The organism is Embleya sp. NPDC008237 (assembly GCF_042956465.1).
Taxonomy (GTDB): Bacteria; Actinomycetota; Actinomycetes; order Streptomycetales; family Streptomycetaceae; genus Embleya.
Window position 1 is genome coordinate 693939 of record NZ_JBIBGL010000002.1, and the last position, 25286, is coordinate 719224.

At 68.3% G+C, this 25286-nt stretch carries 15 protein-coding genes; 5 read left to right on the forward strand and 10 right to left on the reverse strand.

Annotation, left to right across the window (positions count from 1 at the left end; translation table 11 throughout):
• Positions 1 to 14: 14 nt before the first annotated feature.
• Complete coding sequence (locus ACFZBU_RS06260; RefSeq protein WP_391582308.1) at positions 15 to 614, reverse strand: TetR/AcrR family transcriptional regulator; 600 nt, start codon at positions 612 to 614, stop codon at positions 15 to 17.
• Positions 615 to 756: 142 nt separating this feature from the next.
• Between ACFZBU_RS06260 and ACFZBU_RS06265 the strand changes: the two genes are divergently transcribed.
• Both ACFZBU_RS06265 and ACFZBU_RS06270 read left to right on the forward strand, forming a co-directional pair.
• Positions 757 to 1167 carry an organic hydroperoxide resistance protein gene (locus ACFZBU_RS06265; protein WP_391582309.1) on the forward strand — a complete coding sequence of 137 codons (411 nt, stop codon included), beginning with the start codon at positions 757 to 759 and terminating at the stop codon, positions 1165 to 1167.
• A 302-nt stretch (positions 1168 to 1469) separates the two neighbouring features.
• Entirely contained in the window at positions 1470 to 3767 is a 2298-nt protein-coding gene (locus ACFZBU_RS06270) for a HEAT repeat domain-containing protein (protein ID WP_391582310.1), read from the forward strand.
• A 227-nt stretch (positions 3768 to 3994) separates the two neighbouring features.
• Here the strand turns inward: ACFZBU_RS06270 and ACFZBU_RS06275 are convergent, their stop codons facing one another.
• Complete coding sequence (locus ACFZBU_RS06275; RefSeq protein WP_391582311.1) at positions 3995 to 4570, reverse strand: hypothetical protein; 576 nt, start codon at positions 4568 to 4570, stop codon at positions 3995 to 3997.
• A gap of 239 nt (positions 4571 to 4809) precedes the next feature.
• Positions 4810 to 6174 (reverse strand): pyridoxal phosphate-dependent decarboxylase family protein, encoded by a 1365-nt coding sequence (locus ACFZBU_RS06280; RefSeq protein ID WP_391582312.1) that lies wholly within the window; start codon positions 6172 to 6174, stop codon positions 4810 to 4812.
• A 1355-nt stretch (positions 6175 to 7529) separates the two neighbouring features.
• Here ACFZBU_RS06280 and ACFZBU_RS06285 point away from each other — a divergent pair.
• Complete coding sequence (locus ACFZBU_RS06285; RefSeq protein WP_391582313.1) at positions 7530 to 14552, forward strand: polymorphic toxin-type HINT domain-containing protein; 7023 nt, start codon at positions 7530 to 7532, stop codon at positions 14550 to 14552.
• Positions 14546 to 15250, forward strand: a complete 705-nt coding sequence (locus tag ACFZBU_RS06290) for a DUF6193 family natural product biosynthesis protein (RefSeq protein ID WP_391582314.1) — start codon at positions 14546 to 14548, stop codon at positions 15248 to 15250. The genes ACFZBU_RS06285 and ACFZBU_RS06290 overlap by 7 nt, the downstream gene beginning before the upstream one ends.
• 24 nt (positions 15251 to 15274) lie before the next feature.
• Here the strand turns inward: ACFZBU_RS06290 and ACFZBU_RS06295 are convergent, their stop codons facing one another.
• From ACFZBU_RS06295 to ACFZBU_RS06325, 7 genes are all read right to left on the reverse strand, one after another.
• Positions 15275 to 16024 carry a transposase family protein gene (locus ACFZBU_RS06295; RefSeq protein ID WP_391582315.1) on the reverse strand — a complete coding sequence of 250 codons (750 nt, stop codon included), beginning with the start codon at positions 16022 to 16024 and terminating at the stop codon, positions 15275 to 15277.
• 547 nt (positions 16025 to 16571) lie between these two features.
• On the reverse strand, positions 16572 to 18023 hold the full coding sequence (locus tag ACFZBU_RS06300) for a purine-cytosine permease family protein (RefSeq protein WP_391582316.1): 1452 nt from the start codon (positions 18021 to 18023) through the stop codon (positions 16572 to 16574).
• Positions 18024 to 18942: 919 nt separating this feature from the next.
• A complete protein-coding gene (locus tag ACFZBU_RS06305; protein WP_391582317.1) occupies positions 18943 to 19941 on the reverse strand; it encodes a carbohydrate-binding protein in 999 nt (332 codons plus the stop codon).
• Positions 19942 to 20410: 469 nt separating this feature from the next.
• Positions 20411 to 21424: a threonine/serine dehydratase gene (locus tag ACFZBU_RS06310; protein ID WP_391582318.1), complete on the reverse strand. Its 1014-nt coding sequence runs from the start codon at positions 21422 to 21424 to the stop codon at positions 20411 to 20413.
• A gap of 290 nt (positions 21425 to 21714) precedes the next feature.
• A complete protein-coding gene (locus ACFZBU_RS06315) occupies positions 21715 to 22176 on the reverse strand; it encodes a DUF6069 family protein (RefSeq protein ID WP_391582319.1) in 462 nt (153 codons plus the stop codon).
• 344 nt (positions 22177 to 22520) lie between these two features.
• Complete coding sequence (locus tag ACFZBU_RS06320; RefSeq protein WP_391582320.1) at positions 22521 to 23195, reverse strand: Crp/Fnr family transcriptional regulator; 675 nt, start codon at positions 23193 to 23195, stop codon at positions 22521 to 22523.
• 83 nt (positions 23196 to 23278) lie between these two features.
• Complete coding sequence (locus ACFZBU_RS06325) at positions 23279 to 23596, reverse strand: hypothetical protein (protein WP_391582321.1); 318 nt, start codon at positions 23594 to 23596, stop codon at positions 23279 to 23281.
• A gap of 573 nt (positions 23597 to 24169) precedes the next feature.
• On the opposite strand from ACFZBU_RS06325, the gene ACFZBU_RS06330 reads away from it, so the two are divergent.
• Positions 24170 to 25060 (forward strand): STAS domain-containing protein, encoded by an 891-nt coding sequence (locus ACFZBU_RS06330; protein ID WP_391582322.1) that lies wholly within the window; start codon positions 24170 to 24172, stop codon positions 25058 to 25060.
• Positions 25061 to 25286: the final 226 nt, after the last annotated feature.

The following is a 25286-nucleotide window of genomic DNA, read 5'->3' on the forward strand; positions in this document are numbered from 1 at the left end:
TGCGTGGGAGTGGGCTACGCGGTGTCGCCGGGTGCGTCGAGTACGCGGCTCAGGGCGTCGCGGACCACGCGGCGCATCGTGTCGGCGTCGTCCAGGTAGCAGCCGACGGCCAGGCCGTCGCGCAGCAGCATGAGGATGTCCGCGGTGGCCCCGGGGCGGGTGTCGCCGGCGGCGGTCAGCAGGTCGGTCAGCATCGTGCGGAACCACGTGCGGTGGTCGAGGACGGCGGCGCGCACCGGGTGGGAGGCGTCCGGGAATTCGGCGGCGGCGTTGATGAACGGACAACCACGGAAGCCGGGTTCGCGGCCGATCTCGACCATCAGGTCGAACAGCCGAAGCAGGACCGCGCGCGCCGGCATCTCGGCCGTGCCGGCCAGGAGCGTTGCGGCCGCGTGGCGCTGTGAGCGGTACTGCTCGTCGAGGTAGGCGTGGACCAGTTCGTCCTTGGACGGGAAGTGGTTGTAGAACGTCGCCTTCGCCACGCCGGCCTCGGCGATGATCCGGTCGACACCGACGGCGTGCACGCCCTGGGCGTAGAAGAGCGTGGTCGCGGTGTCCAGGACACGGCGGCGGGCCGGACTCTCGCGGGGCTGGTCGGAGGCTGTCGTACGCACACCTTGACGATACCAGACAGACCTGTCTACATTCATGGAGGCGAGCAAGACAGAAAGATCTGTCTAGGTCGCTCGCTGCCATCGCTATTCGCTATTTGCCACCGCTGCACGTTCACCCCACTCGGAGAAGGCGGAAACCACCATGAGCCTCTACACCGCGATCGCGACCTCGGCCGGACGGGACGGACGGGCGGTGAGCTCCGACGGGCAGCTCGACGTCACCCTCGGCCTGCAGAAGGAGCTCGGCGGGGACGGCATCGGCACCAACCCCGAGCAGCTGTTCGCGGCGGGATACGCGGCCTGCTTCGCCAGTGCGATGCAGCTCGTGTCCAAGCGCCAGAAGGTGGACGCCGCGGACGCCTCGGTGACGGCCGAGGTCGGCCTGAACGCGAACGGCGAAGGCGGCTTCGGCCTGAGCGTGACCCTGCGTGTGGAACTGCCGGAACACCTGTCCCCGGAGCAGGGCCGCGCGCTCATCGAGGCCACCCACCAGGTCTGCCCGTACTCGAACGCGACCCGAGGCAACATCCCGGTCGAACTCGTCGTCGAGTAGACCTCCCCTCGGCCTCGGTCGGATCGACGGGGTCGGTGGGATAGACGGGACGTGGCGAGAGCCCCGCCCGAACGGCCGGAAACCCCCGCCGCCTCATTCCGTCACCCACCACCCCGACCACCTCGGCACCCCTCCGGACCGATGTCCGGCGATCGTCAATACGCAGCGCCCCGGATTTCCTCGCGCCGGCGGCGGCCGCACACGTTCGTCGGCTGTCACGTGCAGTCGGCGGTCGGTTTGCGAAATGATGGACGTATGCCGAAGCGGGACGCGGAACGGCAGCGGAGCCGAAGGTCTCATCCATGACGGGCAGGGGACAGCAGGGACATCACCAAGAGGTCAGTGGCGGGACTCAATACGGCCCGGTGATCCAAGCCCGCGATATCCACAATCTCACGATGGTTCTTGGTCCGGACGAGGGAGCGGGACGACCTCGACGGGTCGGGGTCGGTCCCGAAGTTGCACAGGATTTCCAAGAACGCGGCATCGAGACAGGCCCCGACCGGCCCGACCGGTCGGGCCGGGCCGTTGATGTGATCGTACGATCACGAGTGCTCTTTGGTATGGGAGGAGCGGGAAAGACCCAGCTTGCGGCTCATTACGCTCGTCGATCGTGGGACAGCGGCGAGCTGGATCTGTTGGTCTGGGTGACGGCATCCTCCCGGGAAGCGATCGTGGCCCGCTACGCCGAGGCTGCCGAGCAAGTCACGGGAACGATCGCCCATTCGGGAGATGAAGAACGCTCCGCTGCCCGGTTTCTCAGCTGGTTGTCAAGTGACACAGATCGGCGCTGGCTCATCGTCCTGGATGACCTGGTCAACCCCGCCCACCTGCGCGGATTATTACCGCCGATGGGCAATCCGCTCGGACGGACCCTGACGACGACTCGGCTGTCCGGAGAAGCAACTCGTGCGCTCGGGGCTCGGATTCCGGTCGGGGAGTTCACCCGGGTCGAGGCCCGGGACTACCTTCAAGCCCGGCTTGCGGGACGCGGAGAGCCCGTCGATCACATCGACGGGATGGCAGCGGACCTCGGTCGGTTGCCACTGGCCTTGAGCCATGCTGCATCGTTCATTCTCGACCGGAATCTGATGTGTGCCGAGTATCGGCGACGTTTCCATGATCGAAGCAGGCAACTCGCGGAACTTTTTCCCGAACGGGATTGGCTCCCCGATGGCTATGAGCAAACCATCGCGACGACCTGGTCTCTCTCGATGGAGGCTGCCGATCGGCTGAACCCGATCGGACTTGCCGCGCCCCTCCTTCAGTTCGCGGGCCTGCTGGACCCGAACGGAACTCCACTGAGAGTTTTCACGATGCCCGCCTGCCTCGACTGGCTCAAGACCGCATGCCGCCGGGACGGATCGAGAGCGCGAGAAGTCGAAGCGGAGCACGCCCGTGACGCGCTGTACAACCTGAGACGCTTCAGTTTGGTTGCCCTCGATGCCGCCGAGCAGGTTCATGTGCACGCTTTGGTGCAACGAGCGACCCGCGAGGACTTGGAGATTCGCGATTTGCAGGCCGCAGCCGACTCCAGAAGGTTCATCGCTGACGCACTGCGGCAGGCCTGGGATGCCGACCCCGACTCCGCGCACTGGTCCTTGTTGTCGATGTGGGTAGGTATTGCCGACCTCGAATCAGACGACCGATCGAAGCGAGAAGTTTTCCATCGGCTTTTAAACCTGCTCGACAACAAGGAATCCGACGTTGCGACAGGCTTGGCGTGGGCGGCGACTCAAGTGATCAAAGCGCACTTCGCGTGCCTTTTCCCGCTAGTGCTCGAATGTCTGGCCGGAGAACCGGTTGGGGGAGCCGGGGTGGGCAGCAGATTGAGTCCCGAGCCGCGAATCACCCAGCAGGCGGCGAGTTCGCTGGCTTACTCGTTCGAGGCACTGGCCGACTGGGAAGCCATCGACTCCGACCGTAGGGGTGTACCGATTCTTCGTGACGGGCTGGTCACTTGGCCGTACCGCAAACGGTTCATCGAAGCCCTTACGAAATATTCTCACCCGGACGCTCTCGAAGCGCTGCGGGAGTTCGCCGAGCAACAGCTGGCTGCCGGGATTGACGCGGACCCGGAGGCACTCGCGGCTGTGGCCAAGGCGCTGGCTGAGTTGGAGCACAAACTCGCCCCCATGTCTAGCCTCGGCACCGGCCATCTTTTGGAGCGTATCGCCAGTCGGCGGGTCGAACCATGGATCAGACGGGCTGCCATCCAAGGTATGAATTTGGTGACAGGGCGCGAGGAGCCGATTCCCGAGATTGGAGAATCCGAGACGATCACGCGCCTCGACTCACCCGATTGGAGGGTAGTCGAGGAGTACGCGGGATACGCTGCTGACCGCATCAAGGCGGGCGAGAGTTCCGAAGCTCTGCGGGATGCGCTGTTGCACGCGTTTGCAAGGCATCGGGATCCGACAGCGCGCGTGGCCATCGTGAAGTGCCTCGGCAAGCTGACCGATCAGTCGGCACATCAGGCTTTGAGGGCCGGGTCGATGCGAGACGTTGCCCTCGTCGTCCGGCAGGCGTGTGTCGAAGCGCTGGGTGCCGCGCGCGCTCCCGCGGTGGGCGACGTGGATGGATTCCCGGGTGCTACATAGCGCGAAGTCGCCACTTTCCGGGGCCGAGCGGCATGGCCTCCGGGGTCACGTCGGCAGGCCGTGCGGCGCGCAATAGCCTGGTGGTCCGCATTCCACATCGCTGGACACCATCGAAGCGAACGGCGACCGCCCGAGGCGAACAGGAATTGCCCGGCGGGTCAAGTGGCCGCCGCCGGGAGGCCTTGGGTGGGGCGGGTTTCGGAGGGGTGGACCCGGTTTCCGGGCGGTCAGATCAGGCCGGCCACGTCGGACGCGTACTCGGGCGTGATCCTGTTCGCGTCCACCATCATGCGCAGCACCATGACGGCCGACTCCGGGTGGTGCGAGGCGGTGTCGGCGATCGCCCGCTCGAACAGGTTGTTGCCGAAGGTCAGCGCGATGCCGGCCATGCGGTACCAGGCGTGCGGATCCTCGTGTTCGGCCGTCTCCTCGGCCTCGATGGTGTCGTCGTCGGTCGCGTGCACGGGCAGCTGCTGCAGCGCCACGGCCGCCAGGTGCCGGGCGGTGGCGGGCTCGGCGTGCAGGACGAGTTCGTGCAGCAGATCCCCGTCCAGCTTGTCCGCGGGGTCGCCCTGGTCGACGTGGACGGTGACGGTGATCCCGGTGCGGCCGCCGTTGCGCAGGGTGGCCACGGTGCTCTGATCGCCCACGCCCGGCTCCACCTGGATCAACAGCACGATGTCCTGCCTCGTCAGCATCTCGTTCACGGCCACGTTCTGTGCCGCGATCTGCTGAACCAGGTTGTACGCGCGCGTCCTGAGTGCTTGCGACGCCGCCCCGTGGATCTTGTTCTGCAACAGCATGCGGTGCCCGACCTTTCCCTGGAGTGGTGCCGACACGACCCGAGAACGTCTCGAACTCCCGCGCAAACTAGCCGAACTCCTGGGCGTATCAGGGCTTTTTGCAGTGATTTTTGCATTCCTCGTATATCGGGCGCCTCGGCTGCCCGCCCGGCGGCAGCAGGGGAGACGTCCTTCTTCGCCGTACCGTGCCGTCGCACATGACAGCCCACGGCTCACGTGCCGGCCGGCGGCCGTGTTCGTCACGAACGGGCTAGCTGTTCCAGGCGGTTGTGCAGGTGGTCCACGTACTCCTCGGACTCCGGCTTCATCAGCACGCTGCGCAGGATCCGGGCACCGTCGGCGTCGGCGGTGATCTTGGGGTGACGGGCGGTCAGCCGATCGGCATCGATCCGGAGCGTACTCACGAAGACCGGGTCCTCGGGGTCCGCCATGCCCGCGTGGAGGATTCGGGCGGCGGCCGCGTCGATGTGCGAGAGGGAGTTGGGCGAGGTGACCGGGAAGTAGCCGACGATGTCCAACTCCGGGGGTTGGTAGAGCTGCAAGCAGTCGGATCGGTCGATCAGTTCGGCCCAGCGAAGCGCCGCCCGGCGGCCGGCCGCGAGCGACTGCCCGAGTCCTTCGAGCGTGGGCGGCAGCACCTGGAAGGTGAGCCACAGCGCCGCCGCGGCGGCGCCCGCGCGCGAACATTCCAGGCTGATCTCGCCCAGGTGCAACTCCTCGGAGGTGAAGTAGGTATAGGGCGAGTCGTGCAGGTAGAAACGGCCGACCGAGGGGTCGCGAAACAGCACGGCACCGCACCCGTAGGGCTGGAGACCGTGCTTGTGCGGGTCGACCACGATCGAGTCGCACCGGGCGATGGCCCGCCACGGAGCCGCCGGCAGTCCTTCGGGGCCGTCCACCCCCGCCAGCAGGGTGAAGAATCCGCCGTAGGCGGCGTCGACGTGGATCCGCACGTCGTACCGCTCGCGCAACTCCAGTGCCTCGTGGACCGGTTCGACCGCGCCGAGCGCGGTGGTGCCCGCGGTGAGCACCACGGTGCCCACCCGCCCCGTCCTCAACAGTGCCTCCAGCGCGTCGAGGTCCATGCGCCCGGAGTCGTCGACCGGGACAGGATGGCCGTCCACGCCGAGCACGCCGCACATGCGCCCATGGGTGTAGTGGGCTTCGGTGCTGTAGGCGATGCCCTTCCCTGGGTGGAGTTCGCGCGCCACGAACAGGGCTTCCAGGTTGGCGATGGTTCCGCTGGTGGTGAGGTGCCCGAGGTGGGTGTCGTAGCCGAACATGGCGGCGAGCTGTTCGACGACCTCACGTTCCATCTCGGCGGTGGCGGGTCCGCCGTCCAGGGCGTGGTTGTTGGGGTTGATCAGCATCGCGGTCAGGTAGCCCACGACCGCTGCCGGATGCGGCGGCTTGAGCATCTGACCGGCGTAACGCGGATGAAAGAACGGGTAGTTGTCCTTCAGTCGCTCGGTGAACGTCTCGAAGGCGGCGGCAAACCGCGCATCCTCGACCGCCAGGGCCGGATGGCTCGGGTAGGGCCCGAAGCCGTCGGACCAGTGCTCGTTCGATGCCATGGCGGCTTCGAGCCAGCGGCGCAGATCCATGACCTTCTCCTTCTGTTCCGTACCCGGACGGGGTTGAGGGGGACGGCGGGCCGACGGACGTGGTGGTTGTCCCGGCTGCGGCCGAGGGCGATGGACGGGACATCCGCCGGAGTGTGCGGCTGTTGCCTGCCGCGGGGCAGTCGTGTCGCCGGTGGCTCTCGTGCGGCCCGGGCGCGGTCCGGAATTCCACTACTCGGTTGGGATGTTCGGGGTCCACCGCGGCGATCTCGGCGGGGACGACCCGGGACAGGTGCATGACCCGGTCCGTTCTCATCGGACGGCCCCGTCTCCGGCACGGAGTTCATCGCCTCCACGGGCGACCCCGACGGCAGTGACTTCGAGGGGGGAGGCGGCCGCAGTCACCGCGATCGTGCCTGTGTCTCGCCTGTCTTGCCGGTATTGCCCGTCTCGCCGGAGAACACGCCCGCCTCCGCATCGTTTGATTCCAAACAAGCTAACGCGACGGCGAGAAGCCGGTCAAGACGACCGAACAAAGCCCGAACATCCGCGAACCGGCTCATCGACCGAACTCGTCCCGGTGGTGATCCGGCGCACCATCCAGCCGGTGCACCGAACGCCGGGCCCGCCAGGCCCGGGCCGACGGGAGCCGCCGAGCGCATGCCGCGGGCCCGTACCCGGAATGGGCGCCGCCGAGCCGCGGCGGTGCTGCTGTTCGGCCAGGGCAGAGGCGAGTTGGGGTTGCCGCCGTCCCGGATGGCGATCGATTCCCCCCGGGATCCGTCGAGGCCGGCGGCACGGTGGGCTTGGGAGCGATGGAGACGGTGGGGGTGGTTGCTGCACCGGGGTGGTGTGTCCGCTCGATGCCAGGAGGCCGCGCCTGGTCATGAGTTCGATGAGTGCGCGCGGTGACGGGCGGGCGAAGGTGCGGGCTGGCTCGGACGCGGGGTTGGCCGCCCCACGGGTCAGGTCTCCTCGGCGATGCGGAACAGGACGGAGTACGCGTGCACAGGTGCGCAGAACCTACGGGCCGATCCGAACCCGTGACAACTGGCCTGCCATGTGACCCACTTCACCTGCCGAAAGTGCCTGAGTCGACTCATCGTCATCGAAGGAAATATTGCCAACCGTCTATCCGCCTATGGCCGGCGGTGCGCCTTTTGGGGCCGTCGAGGACTCGCGGCGGGCCATTTTCGTTGTTGTGACGAACATCATGTCCGCCCCGGGAACTGCCTTTGCCGGCAGGGGAGTCGGCGTCATAGCTTGCGCTCCTCATTCGACTTTCGCCCGGCTCGGGGGCGGGAACGGCGGGCGGCGGCGTGCACGGCAAGAGCATGTGGACATGGGGAACCGGCGCCGGTGCTCGGCGCGGACGTGCCGCCGGTCGGGGCGCCGTGGTGGCGGCCACCGTGGCGGCCCTGCTGGCCTCGGCCGGCCCGGCGCAGGCCCAGTCGTGGATCGTGTCGCCGGAGCGGGCGCCGAAGTGGTCGCCGGGGCCGTTGCCCAAGACGAAACCCGTGAAGGGCGTCGACGCCCCGAAGCCGAACGTGCAGGCGCCCGCGGGCGATGGTCACGCGACGTGGAAGCCCGGGAAGGTCGTGTGGCCCGAGCCGCTGACGGCCGAGACCGCGCCCGCCCCCGAGACGACCGCCCCGCGCGCCTCGGGATTCTCCGCCCTGTACGCCACGCCCTCCGACGGCCGTGTCGCCGGGGGTCCGATCCGGATCACCACCCCGACGGCCGCCCCGTCCCCGTTCCTCGACCGAGGTGCCGCCTCGGCCGTACCCGGGACGACCGGGACCGGGACCGCGACCGCGACCGCGACCGCGACTGCGACTGCGACTGCGGCTCCGGCGAAGGTAAAGGTCACCGTCGCCGACCGCGCCGCCGCCGACCGGGCGGGTGTCGACGGCGTGGTGCTGAGCGTGGCCCGTGCCGACGGCCGCGCAGACGCCGGGCGGGTCACCGTCTCCCTCGACTACGCGGGCTTCCGGGACGCGTTCGGCGCCGACTGGTCCACCCGCCTGCGCCTGTCGACCCTGCCCGAGTGCGCGCTGACCACTCCCGACCTGCCGCAGTGTCGGGTGAAGACGCCGCTGGCCGGCTCGCGCAACAACGCGGCAACGCACAGCGTGGGCGCGGCGATCGACCTGCCCGCCGCGAGGCCGGGCAGCTCCGGGCGCGTGGTACTGGCGGCCACCGCGGCCGAAGCGGGACCCTCCGGCGACTACACCGCCACGTCCCTGGCCCCCTCCGGCTCGTGGACGGCGGGCGGCAACTCCGGCTCCATGTCCTGGAGTTACCCGATCATCGCGCCCGCCGCGATCGGCGGCACCGCGCCACAGGTGAACCTCTCCTACAACTCGGGTGCCATCGACGGGAAGGGCACCTCCACCAACAACCAGGCGTCGTGGATCGGTGAGGGCTGGGAGTACTCGCCCGGCTTCGTCGAGCGCTCCTACCAGGCGTGCGCGAGGGACGGTCAGGACAAGTCCGGCGAGAAGTGCTGGTCCGACCAGAACTCCCTCACTCTCTCCCTCAACGGCCGCTCCTCCACGCTGTTGCGCGACGACGTCTCGAAGGCGTGGCGCCTGGCGAACGACGACGGTTCCCGCATCGAGTTGCTGACCGGTGCGAGCAACGGCGACGACGACGGCGAGCACTGGCGGCTGACCACCACGGACGGCATCCAGTACTACTTCGGAGTCGGTCACAAGCCGGGTGCGAACACCGGCCCGGCCACGAACTCGGCCTGGACGGCGCCCGTTTACGGCAACAACACCGGCGAGCCGTGCAACAAGGCATCGGGCTTCGACGCCTCCTGGTGTCAGCAGGCCTGGCGCTGGAACCTCGACTACGTGATCGACGCCCGCGGCGGGATGGTCACGTACACGTACAACGAGGAGAAGAACAACTACACGCGCGGCGCGATCCTGGTCGGCTCGGGCTCGATCACCCCGTACACCCGCGGTGGCACCCTTGCGAAGATCACCTACGGTTCGAAGAAGAACGACACCGCTCAGCCCACCGCCCAGGTCGTCTTCGACACCGCCGAACGCTGCCTGAAGAAGGACGGGTTCGACTGCGACCCGGCCAAGATGACCAAGGCGAATGCGGCCAAGTGGCCGGACGTACCCGTCGACAAGGTGTGCGCCGCCACCGGAACCTGCGAGCAGTACGGCCAGACGTTCTTCTCCACCCGCCGGCTCACCAGGATCACCACCCGGATCCTGGTCGGCTCCGGTTACCAGACGGTCGACGAGTACGCCCTCGACCAGGACTACCCCGACCCCGGCGACGGCTCGACCGCGACGTTGTGGCTGAAGTCGATCACCCGTACCGGTTACGACGGTTCGAAGCGGATCGACATGCCGTCGGTGGACTTCACCGGCACGTTCATGCCCAACCGCGTGGACGCGGGCGGCGACATGGCCCCGCCGATGAACCGCCGCCGCATCACCACGATCACCAACGAGACCGGCGGATCGACCACCTTCCGCTTCAACGCCGCGGAGTGCACGACGGCGAACCTGCCGACGCCGGACACCAACACCAAGGCGTGCTACCCGATCTGGTGGAGCTACAGCGAATCCGATCCGGTCCTGCACTGGTTCCACAAGTACACCGTCGCCGAGGTCACCGAACAGGACCCGACCACGCACGCACCGGACAAGTCCACCCGCTACGAATACGTCGGCGGCGCGGCCTGGCACCGCGACGACTCCGAACTGACCGAGGACAAGGAAGCCGCCAAGCCCAAGTCCAAGGACCGCCGCACCTGGAACGAGTTCCGCGGCTATGCCGAGGTGATCACCCGATCCGGCGTCGCCCCGGACAAGATCACCCAGTCCAAGTCCCTGTTCCTGCGCGGCATGGACGGCGACGTCAAGAAGGACGGCACCAAGCGCGCGGTGAGCGTCACCGACTCCGCCGGCACCGTGATCACCGACACCAACGACCTCCAGGGCTTCGGTTACGAGACGCAGACCTACGACGGCGCGGACGTCGGCAACAAGGTCGTCGCGACCAAGTCCGACAAGCCGTGGCTGTCCGCCGTCACCGCGACGCACAAGCGGGTCCGCGGCCTGCCGGATCTCACCGCCCGGATGACGCGGTCCGACCTGACCCGTACCCGCAGCCTGCTCGCCGACGGCAGCACGTGGCGGCAGACGCGCAAGGAGACGACGTACGAGGGCACGTACGGCCTGGCGACCACCGTCGCGGACTACGCGGACGACCTGCCGACGTACTGCACGAAGACCACCTACGCGCACAACACCACCGCGTGGATCATCGGCAAACCCACCGAGACCGTCTCCGTCGTCGGCGACTGCACCGTCGCCCCCACGGCGAGCACGGTGTACGCACTCACGCGCACCTCGTACGACGCGCAACCCTGGGGCCAGGTCGGCGCGATCGGTGACGGCACCTCCACTCAGGCGGCGATCTCCTACCGAGCCGACGGCACCCCGGAGTGGCTGACGACCGCCACCACCGAATACGACGCCTACGGCCGTGCCACCAAGGTGACCGACGCCGAGAACAAGACCACGACCACCGGCTACGAGCCGGCCGTCGGCGTCCTGCCCACCAAGACGACCGTCACCAACCCCAAGGGCTGGATCAGCACCACCGAGTTCGCCGGCTCGCGTCATCTCCCCGTCAAGTCCGTCGACATCAACGGCCTGGTGGTCGAGCAGGAGTACGACGCGCTCGGGCGGCTGCTCGCGGTGTGGAAGCCCGGTCACCCGAAGTCGGGCGACGCCGACCTGCAATTCGCCTACGCACTCAACAAGTCGGCGCCATCCGTGGTGACGACCAAGAGGATCCGGGTCGACGGGAAGTACACCACTTCCCACAACATCCTGGGCGCGTTCCTCCAGCCCCGCCAGACCCAGGCCGACACCGGCAACGGCGCGACCGGCCGCCTGGTCGCCGACACCTTCTACGACAGCCTCGGCCGGACCCTCAAGTCCAACCAGTCGTACTACGACGACAAGTCGGCACCCTCGGCCTCCGTCTTCGTGGCCAACGACAACGAGGTCCCCGCGCAGAACGCCGTCGTCTACGACGGCATGGGCCGCAAGACGATCGAGTCGTTCTCGTCCCTGTCCGTCAAGCAGTGGGAAACCCGCGTCACCTACGCCGGCGCCGACCGGGTCACCACGACGCCGCCCACGGGCGGCACCGCGACCGTGACGATCAGCGATGCCCGCGGCAAGCCGCAAGAGGTCCAGGAGTACAACGGCGGCACCGCCACCGGCGACTTCTCGAGGATCACCTACACGTACAACGGTCGCGAGCAACTGCAGAGGGTCACCGACGGCGGTGGCAACAAGTGGGAGTACACGTACGACTTCCTGGGCCGCAAGACCCACGTCGTGGATCCGGACAAGGGCGCGTCCGACACCACGTACGACAAGGTCGGCCGGATCACCGGCACCACCGACGCCCGGACGCAGAAGCTCACCTACACGTATGACGACCTCGGCCGCAAGGCGGGCCTCTACAAGGGCGCGACCGCCACACCCGAAAACCTTCTCGCGTCGTGGTCCTACGACCGCTACGCGAAGGGCCAGGCGGACGGCTCCACCCGCTACGTCGGCGGCCGGGACGGCGTGAAGTACACCAGCGAGATCATGGGCTTCAAGCCCGACTCCTACCTGCCCACCGGCACCCGCACGACCATCCCCGCCGCGGAAGGCAAGCTGGCCGGCGTCTACGAGTCGGAGACGGACTACGAACCCGTCACCGGGATGCCCACCTACTCCTACCTGCCCGCGCACGGCGGACTCCCGATGGAGCAGGTGACGTACGCGTACCACCCCACCGGTCAGATCGGCACGATCGGCAGCAGCACCGGGGACTCGTACCTGAACTGGTCCAACTACGACGTCTTCGGCCGCAACGTCCGCGCCATCCTGGGCTCCACGCCGCGCCAGGCCGCCATGACGTCCGCGTACGACCCCGCCACCGGCCGCCTGCTGTCGACCAACTGGGACAAGGAGACCGGCACCACCGCGAGCGTGGACGCCACCTCCTACACGTACAAGCCGTCCGGCGATGTCACCTCCATCAAAACCGTCCGTGACGGCACTTCGACCGACACCCAGTGCTTCGCCTACGACGGCCACCGCCGCCTGAAGGAAGCCTGGACCGACACGGCCGGCACCACCACGCTTCCCGCGCCCAGCGTCCCCGGCATCGGCGGCTGCACCACCCAGACCCCGACCCCGTCCACGGTCGGCGGCCCGGATCCGTACTGGCAGTCCTTCGACTACGACATCGTCGGCAACCGCACCAAGCTCGTCGAGCACGACCCCACCAACGACCCGACCAAGAACGTCACCACCGAGTACGGCTACCGCCCGGGCGTCGAACCGACCGACCGCACGCACCGCCTGGACACGGTCACGGTCAAGACGGGCACGCGTGAGGCCGTCACCACGGGCCTGACCTACGACCCGGCCGGCAACACGAAGACCCGCCCCGGCGGCGACGCCAACCTCCAGACCCTCACCTGGAACGAAGAGGACAAACTCACCAAGGTCGCCTCCGCGACCGGCACGAGCGAATACGTCTACGACGCCGACGGCAACCGCATCATCCGTCGCGAGGCCGGCAAGACGACCCTCTACCTCGGTGGCGACGAACTCACCACCAACACCGACCAGTCCGGCCCCGTCGTCGGCACCCGCTACTACCCGACGGCGGGCGGAGCCACGGTCGTCCGCAGCAGCAACGGTGCGTTGGTGTACATGACGGCCGACCACCACGGCACCCCCGGCAGCACCCTCGACGCGGCCGCTCTCACGGCAACCCGCCGCCAGTCCAAGCCCTTCGGCGAGGCCCGCGGCCCGCAACCCACCCAGGCCAACGGCCAATGGCCCGACGACAAGGGCTTCCTCGGCAAGCCCATGGACGCCACCGGGTTGACCCACGTCGGCGCCCGCGAATACGACCCAAGCCTGGGCCGCTTCATCAGCGTCGACCCGGTGATGGATCTGACCGACGCGCAACAGATGCACGGCTACACCTACAGCAACAACAATCCCGCGACGCTGTCGGACCCCACGGGCCTGCGGACGGGTCCCAACGATCCCCGCGTGGACAATCCCAACTACTCGCAGATCATCAACGAGCGCGACAACGCCGCGGCGGCGCCCCCGCCCGTGACGACGGAAGTCACCATCACGGAGACGGTCACCAGCAACGACGAGGCCCCCACCTACACGTACCAGTGCCACGGGAACTGCCCCACCGCTGCCAAGCCCAAGCCGAAGCCCAAGCCCGAGCTGCCGATGTGGAAGCGGCTGGCACCCGTGGTGGCATCGGTCCTCGCGGAAGTCGGCTGCTTCGGTGCCGCCGGGGCCGCGGGCGCAGTGACCGCCGGGGCCGGAGGCGTGGCCGTCGGCGCAACCTGCGGGGCACTCGGCGCCGCCACCTACAGCGCGGTCGGCGAGGCCGTGGACCCGGGTGGGAAACGCAGCCTCGCCCAGCAACTCATCGACGGCTTCACCGACGTGGGCCTCGGAGCCATCACCGGCGGCGGAACTCAGGCGCTCTTCGGCAAGCTGCTCAAGGGCTGCCACAGTTTCGTCCCCGACACCGAAGTCCAGATGGCCGACGGGTCGTCCAAACCGATCCAGGACGTCCAACCCGGCGACGAAGTCCTGGCCACCGACCCCGAAACCAGCGAGTCCAAGCCACGCACCGTCCTGGCCGCCATCACGACCGAGGACGACAAGGAATTCGCCGACCTCACCATCAAGACCGACGACGGCGACGCCTCCATCATCGCCACCACCAACCACCCCTTCTGGGTTCCCGACCTGAAAGCGTGGATCAACGCAGGCGACCTTAAACCCGGTCAGTGGCTTCGGACTTCGGCAGGTACCCGAGTCCAGATCAGCGCGATACGGATTCTTGCGCGCGAACAACGCACTCACGACCTGACTGTCGACGACGACCACACGTACCATGTGCTGGCCGGGGCTACACCGGTACTCGTCCACAATTGCAACGTGGCGCTCGGGCAGATGGCGGAGGGAACCTATTCTTGGGCGAACAGCAATGGGTTCAAGCACTTCGGCGGCTATGCCCCTGACGCGTGGCAGGGTCCGGTAGAGAACGCGATCAGGGACCCATCGGTGACGCTTCATGTAAATCTCCGCGGCCTGGGTAACTTCACTGCATCAGCCAAGGCCGGACTCCAGCCGGGCGCGTATGCCACGGATATGGAGATGGGCTGGATCGCCAGAGCTGTTGCCAATGGTGAACGCTCCTGGTCTTCGATCAACTTTTATCGGCCCAACGCGAAGGGAGCTCTTGTGAGAGTCGATGTCGCGGAGCCAGATTGGGCAAGTTTCGATAGACTGCGGCCCTTCATACAGGATGCAGGGAAGTTCTGTGGATGTTAGCGAAGGGGTTTACGAAAGTGGATGCGCTCGATCCTGGCCTCTATTCGGACATCCTCGCGGCGGGCGGTCTTGTCTCGGTGATGGAGCTGACTGCCGGGAAGAAAGGTCTCGACCTGGGGCAGCTCTACAGTGACTACGCATCGGGTCCTGGCCTGCTAGCCACGGCCGAGCTGAATTCGAGTCGTGGACGGGCCTCCATCCAGCTCGACAGTCAAAGCAGGACCTTCTACGTAGCAATCCAGGGGCAGGGATTCACGTGGGCAGAGGGCGCCACTGAAGATCTGAATGATCTGGTTGAGGCGTTGGCTGCTTGGCGGGATGGCGTTTCGGTGGATGACTTCACTGGAAGATTCCCGTTCATGATGCCAGGGCGGCTGGCGAGAGCTCATGATTCAGGTGATCCAGTACCTGATCAGTGGAATTGGCTGCGGACCGATGAGGAGTTCTCCGAGGAGCGCCCGCTAGTGGAAGCCGCCTATGCGGATGGCAGGTTCGGTGATCTCTTCCCAAGCCTTAGCCATGGAGCGCTGCGATTGAGGTCGATGGACGCACAGAATGGGGCCGCGGAGGTGCGCATCACTCCGCTTTCCGGAGGTTCCTACCGCGTGGACAATCCTCGCTTGCTCGATCCGACGGTTGCAGATTCCTTGAGACAAGCCCTTACCGTGGCTTCTGAAGTTCTCTCGGGTGATGGATGAGGCAATCGCTCCAGTGGGCCTTTTTCACGTGTAGATCGTGAGGGTGAGGATGGCGGCGGTGATGCGGCTCATCCGGCTGGGGCTGCATCGTGCGCCGCGTAGGACGCGCCAGTGCTTGGCGGTGGCGACGCCGCGTTCGACGGGCCCGCGAATGCGGGCGTGGACGCGGTTGTGTCGGCGGTGCTTGTCGCACAGGTCGTGCCCGGTCTTGCGTTTGATCGGCGTGGTCAGGTGTCCGCCGCGGCAGGCGTACGCCTTGTCCGCGAAGCCGGCGATCTCCAACGAGGCGAGGACGTCGGGGATTTCGTGCTCACGGGCGGCGGCCAGGTCGTTCGCGCGGCCCGGCAGCGCGGGTGAGAGCCACAGGAGCCGTCCGGTCGGCCCGTTCACGACCTGGACGTTCACGCCGTGCTCGCGGTGCTTGCCACTGTAGCCGGCGCGCCCGTCGCCAACCTGGTCGCAGCGGGCGAGCAGCCCGTCGACCAGGACCCAGTCCGGCTCGGCCTCCTCCAGGACCTCCCGTAGCGTCGGCGCGAGGGCCTCCAGGTGCCCGATGACGTCCCACGTGTACCGCCACGCGGTGGCGATGCCGATGCCGAACCCGGCGACGAGCTGCGCGAACGTGTCGTTCTTGCGCAGGTACACCAGCGCGCACAGCACCCGCTGTGATGGACGCAGCCGGCACCGGCGTTCACCCTCACGGCTGATTACCGCCATCGTTGCGGCCTCGACGACGCTGGGCGGCACGTCGACTGCGGCAGGGTAAGGCACCAACGACGCTTCTTGGTGCACGACTTGACTTCGGACACCAGCCGCAACCGCCAAGGAGCCTCGTCCGTCACGTGGCCTCCTCGACGTCGATCCACCGTCCTTCGACAGCCCGGCCATGTTCTGGCAGCACGTGGTGCTCTTCGCACTGGAGACCCTCGCGTCGGACGAGTGACGCTGGGTTGACCGGCTTCGGGGTGTTGCGACCGGGACCGGCGCGGCCCTGATCCGGTTCGTCACCGGCCCGCCCGGAGCGGATCCCCGACGCCTGTGCGCGGCATTGGTCCGCATCGTGTCGCACCGCCTGTCCGAGGTTGAACGCCAGAAGGACAAGGCCTTCCAACCCGTTGCCCAAGACGGACATCTGGGACCCATCCAGGGTCGGCTGACGGTTTGGGCGCCCGCGCCGGCCTCCCCGGCGGGGCCGGCGCGACGTTGCCGGTCGGCGGCTGACGTACGCGTGCCGCCGCCTCCGGGCGGTCGCGATGGGCGGGACCGGGCGGAGGCGGCGTGGGTTTGCGGGGTGGGAGGGACCCACCCGTCTGCGCGGACGTCAGCCGATCGGTGCCTCGGTGCGGGGCTCGGCGGACTGTGGGTCGGTGGGGCGGATGGTTTCGGTGGGCGGGTTGGCGGTGTGGCGTGCCCACAGGTAGTAGAGGGCCGATGTGACGACGAGGCCGACGATCCAGGAGATGTCAGCGCCGTCCAGCTTCTTGGTGATCGCGCCCGTGTAGAGCTTGGTGGCCAGGAATGGGATCTGCACGACCACGCCCACGACGTAGCAGGTCAGGGCGGTGAGGTTCCAGCGGCCGTAGCGACCGTTCGGGTCGTACAGGGCGGGGATGTCGACGCGCTCGCGCGAGATGAGGTAGTAGTCGACGAGGTTGATCGCGCTCCACGGCGTGAAGACCATCAGGAGCAGCAGGACGAAGTTCTTGAAGTTGGTCAGGAAGTCGGCGCTGGCTGCCATCGCGATGACCACCGAGACCGCGGTGAATCCGATGATGTACGCCGCGCGGGCGGCCTGCGAGATCCGCGACCGGCCGTCGAACGCCGTCACGATCGTCAGGATCGACATGAAGCCGCCGTACGCGTTCAGGCAGTTGACGGTCAGCTTGCCGACCACGATCACCAGGTAGATGAGGAACGCCAGGAACGCGGGGCCCGCCAGATCGCCGAGGAAGCCGACCTGGTCCGGCAGGAAGGCCTTGCCCGCGACGGCCGCGGTGAGCGCGCCCAGCGTCATGGCGATCTGCGAACCGACCACGGAGCCCGCGAATGTCGACCAGAACGTCGCGCGCTGGCTGGTGTTGCGCGGCAGGTAGCGCGAGTAGTCGGCGACGTACGGGCCGAAGGTGAGCTGCCACCCGGCGCCGAGGCCGACGGCGAGCAGGAAGGTCGCGGAGTCGAAGCCCTTCTCGCCCACGTGCGCGCCGACGTCGTACTGCGTGAACAGGCGGATCATCAGGTAGCCGAGGCCGAGCACGCCGACGACGGTCGCGATGCGGCCGGCGAGGTGGATCAGCCGGTAGCCGGTGACCGCCACCACCGCGGTCAGCGCACCGAAGATCAGGATGCCGACCTTGGCGTTGTCGATGTGCAACATCTCGCAGACCGCCTGACCGGCCAGGACGGTGCCGGTCGCGGCGAAGCCGAGGTACATCAGGATCACCAGCAGCAGCGGCAGGACCGCACCGTAGACGCCGAACTGCGCCCGACTGGAGATCATCTGCGGGACCCCGAGCCGCGGCCCCTGCGCCGAGTGCAAGGCCATGACGGCGCCGCCCAGCACGTTGCCGATGAGCAGGGCGAATATGGCCCACAGCGCGTCGGCGCCGAAGACCACCGCCAAGGCGCCGTCGACGATCGCGGTGACCTGCATGTTGGCGCCGAACCAGAGGGTGAACTGGCTGAGCGGCGTACCGTGCCGCTCGGCGTCGGGGATCACCTCGATGGTGCGGCGTTCCACCGCGAGGCCCCCCTCGGAGGCTGGCTCGATCGGCATGCTCGTGACTCCCAAGGCGTAGCGGCGATCACGCCGAACTGTGTCTGGTCTGTGTCTGTGTCTGTGCGCCGAATCTGGCATGGAGATGAACAGACCGCAAGATCATGAATGAAGAATTTCATTTCTCGGACACCGAACCCCTCCGTCGCGGAGGAGCGGGAATCGGCCACGTCGGCCACGCCCGCCACGCCGATCACGCCGGCTGCAGCGGCCGCACGGGTCGTGTCGACCACGTCGGTCACACCGACCACGTCCGCCGCACCGCCGCAACGCCCGCAACGCCCGCAACACCGGCACGGCTCACACCGGGCACGTCGACCACTGGCCGCACCAGCCGCACGACCACACCGCCAATGGCGCTGCCGGTGCGCTTGTCGGCCGATCCACCTCGGTCGCGGAGCAGCCCTGCCGCTGGAAGGTCCGATCCGCGCGCTTGGATTGGGCGTATGACCGTTCACGACGTTGCGCGAGCTACGAAACCGCGGTGGACATCGACGCGGTGCGCCACCTGTACGCTCACCGACCGCTCCGCCGGGACACGGTCCGCGCCCTGAACGCCACGGCATCCTGGGCGTCCGTAGCGGAGGCGGCCGCCGCGATCGGGTACCCCGTCGAAGGGGACCCGGGATCGGGAGCCGACACGGCTACTACGACAACGGCCGATGGCGACGCACGGACCGCCGTGCCGACCGACGGGTGAAGTTTCGCCCCGAGCCCGAGCCCGAGCCCGAGTATCACCAACTCTGAAGCCTGCGGCCCCGACGGAATGCGTCCGTCGGGGCCGGGGTGCCGGTCATGGGACGTCCTTCGCCGGGGACGCCTTTGCGGAGAACCTGGTGAGGAGGCGCCGGACGGGGGCAGCGTGGGGGCCGAGCCCGGCCCGTCCGGCGGTCGGCCGGTCGGTCGGACGTGGGGACGATCAGGGATGCACCGTCCAGTGGTGGTTCTGTGCGGCCCGGGTGAAGGTCAGCGACGGGCACAGGAAGTCGCTGCCGCGCGGGTTGGTGCTGGTCCACGGCGAGTCGGTGGAGGTCGCGAGCTGCCACGTGCCGCCCCTGCGGAGCTTGATGTCGGCGCTGTCGAACGCCGTATTGCGCGCCTCGGTGCAGAAGTAGCCCTTGCCGGTGGCGGGGTTGACCGTGGCGTAGATCTCGAAGATGTCCCAGCCGTGGTTGAGCGCGCTCTGGTCGGTGCCGGACGAGCGGAACAGCAACTCCCAGGCCTGGGTGCGGTGGTTGTACAGGTAGGACGACCACGCGTTCCCCGAGGTCGCGTCCTTGCTCAACTGCACGCTGTAGGAGGAGATTCCGTTGGCGGTGGTGGTGTACTTCGCCAGGAAGTCGGCGTTCACCTTCAGGGTCTTGGCGGGGCCGCTCTGGCCGCACCAGTCCCACGCCCATATTTCGGCGCCCAGGCTCCAGTAGGCGGTGACCACCTCCATGCACGAGTTCTGTGCCTTGGTGGTCGGGGCGTAGGTGAAGTTCTGCGAGTTGCTCACCCGGTACGAGGGATCCACGCTGTGCGTCGCGGTGATGCCGTCGTGAGTACCCGGCTGCGGGAAGACACCCCAGAAGTTGTGCGTAGGCGCGAGGTTTGCGCTTGCGCCCGCGCCGGCGGTCGCGGCGCCGTCCGGTGCGCCCGCGGAGTCGCCGGAGAGCGTCGCGCGCAGTTTGGCACGCTGCTCGACGAAGGCCGCAACCGCCTTGTCCCGTCCGGGAGTCGGCGTGTCGGATGAATCCTGCGCAACGACCCCCCTATGCGGCGCGGTGGGCGACGGAACGGCGCCGGGTCGCGGCGAGCCCGTCGCGCCGGCGGGTCCGGCTGGGCCCAGCGTGACGAGCGCGACGAGGGTGGTGACCAGGACGGTCACCAGGCCGATGGGTAACGGGCGAGGGCGTGGACGGGCGCGGCGGGACATGCGTCTCCTCGGGAGGGGCGGAAGTGGCGTGGAACCGGAGGACGGGCGCCGCCGCGGAGTCCGAACCAACCACCGTCGAGCGGGACGTTCTCGTACAGCTCCGGTCGGACGGCACCAAAGTAGCCGGTGGTCCCGCTCCGGGGTAATCACATCTGTCGATAACATCGCACGAGCCGGACACCGCAAGTACGTTCGCGTGCAAGGCGGTTGGCGGCGCGCGAAGACGGCCTCGGCCTCGGAGAACTGCCTCGAAAGGTGCCGGTCCCGACCGCCGGGTGGGATGGTTGTGGCGTGACCGTACCGCCGGCCCCGGGGCTCCCGACTCCCTGCCCGGGCCCGCACATGCGAGGCTGCGGTCCTTGGCGGAGTAAGGCGTTGGCCGGGGGCGAACCAGGTCACCCGGCCGCAGCCGCTCCAAGACCAGCCGTGCGCGAGTCCGATATGCGGAGCAAACCCACGGCAGCGATCGTCAAGACCCGCCGGTGAGAGCCGCGCCGGCCGCACCGGCGGGAGCCGCACCGGCCGCACCGACCCAGCGGTGATAGGCGTCCACGTCGACGTTGCTGCCGCACACGATGGTGACCACGTGGCGGCCGGCGAAGCGGTCCCGGTCTTCGAGGATCGCCGCGATGCCGAGTGCGGCCGACGGTTCGACGACGAGGCCGGCATGGTCGAGGAGCATCCGCATACCGGCGATGATCGACGTCTCGCGGACCAGGACGGCATCGTCGGCAACCAGGAGGAGGTCGTCCAGGACGGCCGGGATGGGACGTCGACCGGCAACGCCGTCGGCGATGGTGTTCGTCGAATCGGTGGTGACGACGCGTCGCCCGCGCCACGAGTGGGTCATTGCCGGTGCGCCCAGCGGCTGGACGCAGATCACCTCGACTCCGGGCGCCAAGGCCTTCACCACACGACCCACACCGGTGGCCAGTGCCCCGCCGCCGAGGGCGATCAGGACGGCGTCGAACGTCGGTGTGGCACCCAGCAGTTCCAGGCCGATGGTCGCCGCGCCCTCGCAGGTCTCGATGTCCAGGCTGTCCTCGACCAGCCGGATACCGTCGTTCCGCGCGAGGGCCGCCGCCCGCTCGCGCGCCATGTCGAAGTCGCCGTCCACCAGTTCCAACCCGGCGCCCAACGCACGGATGCGATCGAGCTTGGTCGCAGGCGCGAAGCGGGAGGCCACGACGGTGACGTCGAGCCCGCGCTCGCGCCCGGACCAGGCGAGGGCCTGTCCGAGGTTGCCCGCACTGGCACACACCACCGCTCGCTCGCCACTGTCCGCAAGCCGGCTCGCGATCACCTCGGTGCCGCGGCCCTTGAAACTGCGGACCGGGTTCGCCGTTTCCAACTTGATGCTCACCGCGCACCCGAGGCCGGGCTCCAGCGCCTCGCACCGATACAGCGGAGTGTCGAGAAAAATCGGGTCGATCGCCCGCCGAGCCGCCCGGATCCGATCCATGTCGAGACGCGTCTTCCGCACGACACAGCAGCGTAGTCCCGCCCGCGTGCGTAAGCGCCGCACCCTGTCGAGGAGTTGAGCCTCCTCCTCGCGTCGCCTCTTCGCCCCGGTGCCGGCCCGAGCACTCTCCCGCGCAGCCGACCCGACTGCACGGACGATGCCTCATCGTGTCAGGGAGAGGGCCCACACCCCACAAATCCTGGTCCGGGACGAACGGTTTGCCCACGAAACCCGGCTGCCGACGTGGACCGAGACGACGCCCTCCACATTCGCCTGCGCGTGCCGCGGCGTGAAACCGGTCGACGCGAGCGTCACCGCACGCGTGCCAGTCGGGCGGCCACGAACGGGATCACGGCGGCCGCGACGACCAGATGCGAGGCAGCGAGGACGAGTTGCGTGGACAGGGCGACGTGGGGGACGGTGAACGGCAGGCCCAGCGAGGCGATTACGACGATCGTCGTGATCACCGCGTAGGTGCGCCCCGGTCGCTTCGCCCACCGGGCGAGCCCGAGCGCGAGGACTACGCCCGCGAGGGCCCACATGGCGGTGAAGCCCACGAAGCCCCCGGTCGGGATCGGTTCCGCCTCGCCCGATGCCGCACCGATGTCCAACGACACCCCGGACGCCCGGACGATGCCCTCGTAGACCCCGGCCACCGCCATTCCCGCCAGGGAAGCGAACGCGAGCACCCTGCCGATGCCCGCCGTCGCGCTGCCCCGCTCTTCGCGAACCGAAGTAGCCATTCGAACACCGGGGTTGATGGTCGTGCTCATGATGCGTCCTCCGAAAGGCGGATGTCGTCGTGCTGTCGAAGGGTTGGACTGCCGCCTACCGCGAAACTCATCGCCGCCGCCGTCTCGCGTTCCCCGACCAAGGTGCCCGCCGCACAGTGGTCGGAGACCCGCGCCGGGCCCGCGAAGCCCCGGGGACCTCGCGGCGGCCCCCGGCGCGGCGCGGCTACCTGCTCGCGTGCGCTCGCGCGAGCGCGACACGAACGCGTCGCCAACCGTCCCCAACGCGTCGCCAACTCCGAGCCGAAACAGCGCCCTCCGACGCCGCTCGACGCCGCTCGGCGTCGCCCCATGCCGGCGTGCGGGTAGGTGGCCGTCGGTGTGGTTCAGTGTTGCCGGATGGGCATGTTTCCGGCCTGGGTGCGCAGGCCGTCGGGGGTGACGATGTCGATGACGCGGTAGGCGGTGGTTACCGTCCCGGCTCGGCGTTGTTCGCGAAAGAAGTTCTCCACCGATGCGCGGGAGGTGCCGACGGCGTCGGCGATGTCGGTCTGGGAGAAGCCGGAGATCCGGACGCCGTCCCCCGCCTTTTCGCCGAGGAAGTCGGCGAGGAAGCACAGGTATCGGGCGATCCGCACGGACGTGTTGCCCTGCCGCACGTGGACGTTGACGAACAGGTCGAGTTTCTCCCGTTGGGCCATCGAACGGGCAAGCGCCGCCATCGCACGAGGACGTTCGCCCAGGTGTGCGACGAATCCACGCCGGGAGATGGAGACCAGCACGCTGGACTGCACACCGTGGACGGCGATGTTACCGCCCGTCGGGTCGAAAACCGCCGATGATTCGAGAATATCGCCCGCCGTACGCAGCCTCGTGTGGAAAGGGCCCCCGGCGAACGGGGCCTCCATCAGAATTCCCCGCAGGAGGATCGTCACCGTGCGTTCCGAGAACAGGTTCTCCGAGCCTCCCTTTTCGAGGCGGTGCAGCAACGCCATGGACAACAGCGCCTCGCGATGGACCCGATCGAGGGATCCGAAGAAGCTGTGCGGGGGATAGTGCATGCGCGAGTACACCAAGGGGGCCGTGATCCGCGCCCTGGTATCGGGGACCTGCCGCCGGGGCCTGGGCAAGAGCCTGACACCCGTCATGGCAGGGCGGGGACGTCGCCCGGGGCGGACGCCCGGAACCCGGTCGTGGGCGACTCCGACGCGGGCGACACCATCTGCGGGGACGTGGCCTGGGACGGGGCGACGGGGGACCCGGACGACGATGCCGGGGAGCCGGCGAGCGCGGCGTAGATCACCGCCGGTACCACTCCCGCGAACGCGGTGATGGCCGCGATCACCGCGACCAGACGCCCCGGCGCGGTCGCGCTCAACCGACGGACCGCATACGCGATCACCGCCGACAATGTGAAAACGATCAGGACGACGCAAAATAACGTCGCGAAACTTTCAGACATTCTCTTCCTCATTCACCCGAGCTCTGGGACACGAAAGCGTCGGCGCCTTGGTAGGAGGCAGACGCAATTCGTGGCGGACAGCTTACGCTGCCATGTGAGTGATTACCAAGACAACTCGAACGGCCCCTGACCTGCGTATTCCTCCACGAGTGCGGACCGATTCCCTGAATTCAGGGAGTTCCCGGCCGTGCTTCGCGATATCGTGTACACGCTGACGTTGACCTCATTCGCCCGAGCTCGGCCCAGCAGCCCGGTCGACCCGCGGGGGTGGTAGCCCGCCGAACACCGACCGGGCAGTGAGCCCCCTTCGGCCGTCGGCCGGTGGGGGCTCACCCGTTCGGGGAGAGCACGATCGGCCACCTGAGGTACGTCCGATCGAACGCGTCACACCGTTCATCGAACCCGCGCCGCCCGCCCGCCGCCACTCCCTCGTACGAACGCGGACGGTCGCGGACGACCGTGGACGACCGCAGACGTCCCCGAACGACCGCAGACGTCCCCGGACGACGCTACTTTGAGTCCTCGCACGATCGCGGACCGCCGGCAACACGGGTGAACCTGGGGGAGAAACGAATGACCGCCCGCGAGCGCAACGAGCCACCCCGGACGGTCGTGGAAGACCTCACGCCCGTCCGCGACTTCGCGAATTGGCTCACCCTCGTCCGCTTGCACAGCGGCGCCCCGTCCTACGACGAGATCTGCCGCCGCTGCAAGAAGGCCGGCGTCGACATACCCAAGAGCACCCTCGGCGACGGCCTCACCGGCCGCCGCCTGCTCAGCCGCGAACGCGCCCTCGCCGTCGTCCGCGCGTGTGGCGGCAGCCAGGCCCTCCTCGCCGAATGCCGCAGCCGCTGGACCCTCGCCAAACAGGGCCGGATCACCAGAACCCCGGCCGAAGGCACACCCGCCGACGGCCTGCGCGACGCCGACCCCATCGACATCCCGCTCGGCGCCCACCACCGCCGCGCCGGTGTCACCTGCCACATCGCCCAACACGGCGAATGGCAGATCGTCCGGCTCAGCGGCGACTGGGACGGTCAGGTCATGCCCGCCGTCCGCCCTCACCTCGAAGGCGCCGTCGCCGACACCCGACACCCGCACATCGTCATCGACCTGTCCGACGTGACCTTCATGGACAGCAGCGTCCTCGGTGGCCTGGTCTACGTCCTCCAGACCATGCGTCTGCGCGGCGCCGTCCTGCGCCTGGTCTCCGGAATGGGCGCCGAGAACCTCGCCCGCATGGGCAAGGTCCTGATCGTCACCGGCCTCAACCAGATCCTCCCCGTCTACCCCACCCTCGAGATCGCGCTCTCGCCCTTGTCCACCCTCGACAACCCCACGACCCCCCACGACCAGGCGCCTCTCCCGGAGCTGAAGGAAACGCCGGCGGCGACCATCCTCGAAGGCACGATCGTCCCCACACCGCGCTCGTCGCTCGGCTGGCGTGACGAGCCCCCGGCCTGAATGCTCGGAACCGAGGCGAGCCGGGCGGGGGCGAACAGCCCGGGGCGAACAGGCCGGTGCGGGCCGGCGGAAGGCGAACAGGCCGGCGTGGGCCGGGCCCGAACTGCACGTCGCGGTCGCTGAGCGATTCGTTCCCCGAACGCTGCCCGCATCGTGGCGAACGCCCGTGTCTCCGGGCCGCCGGTGAGCAATCCCGCAGCACCCGCCCGCCCGAGCACCACCTTGC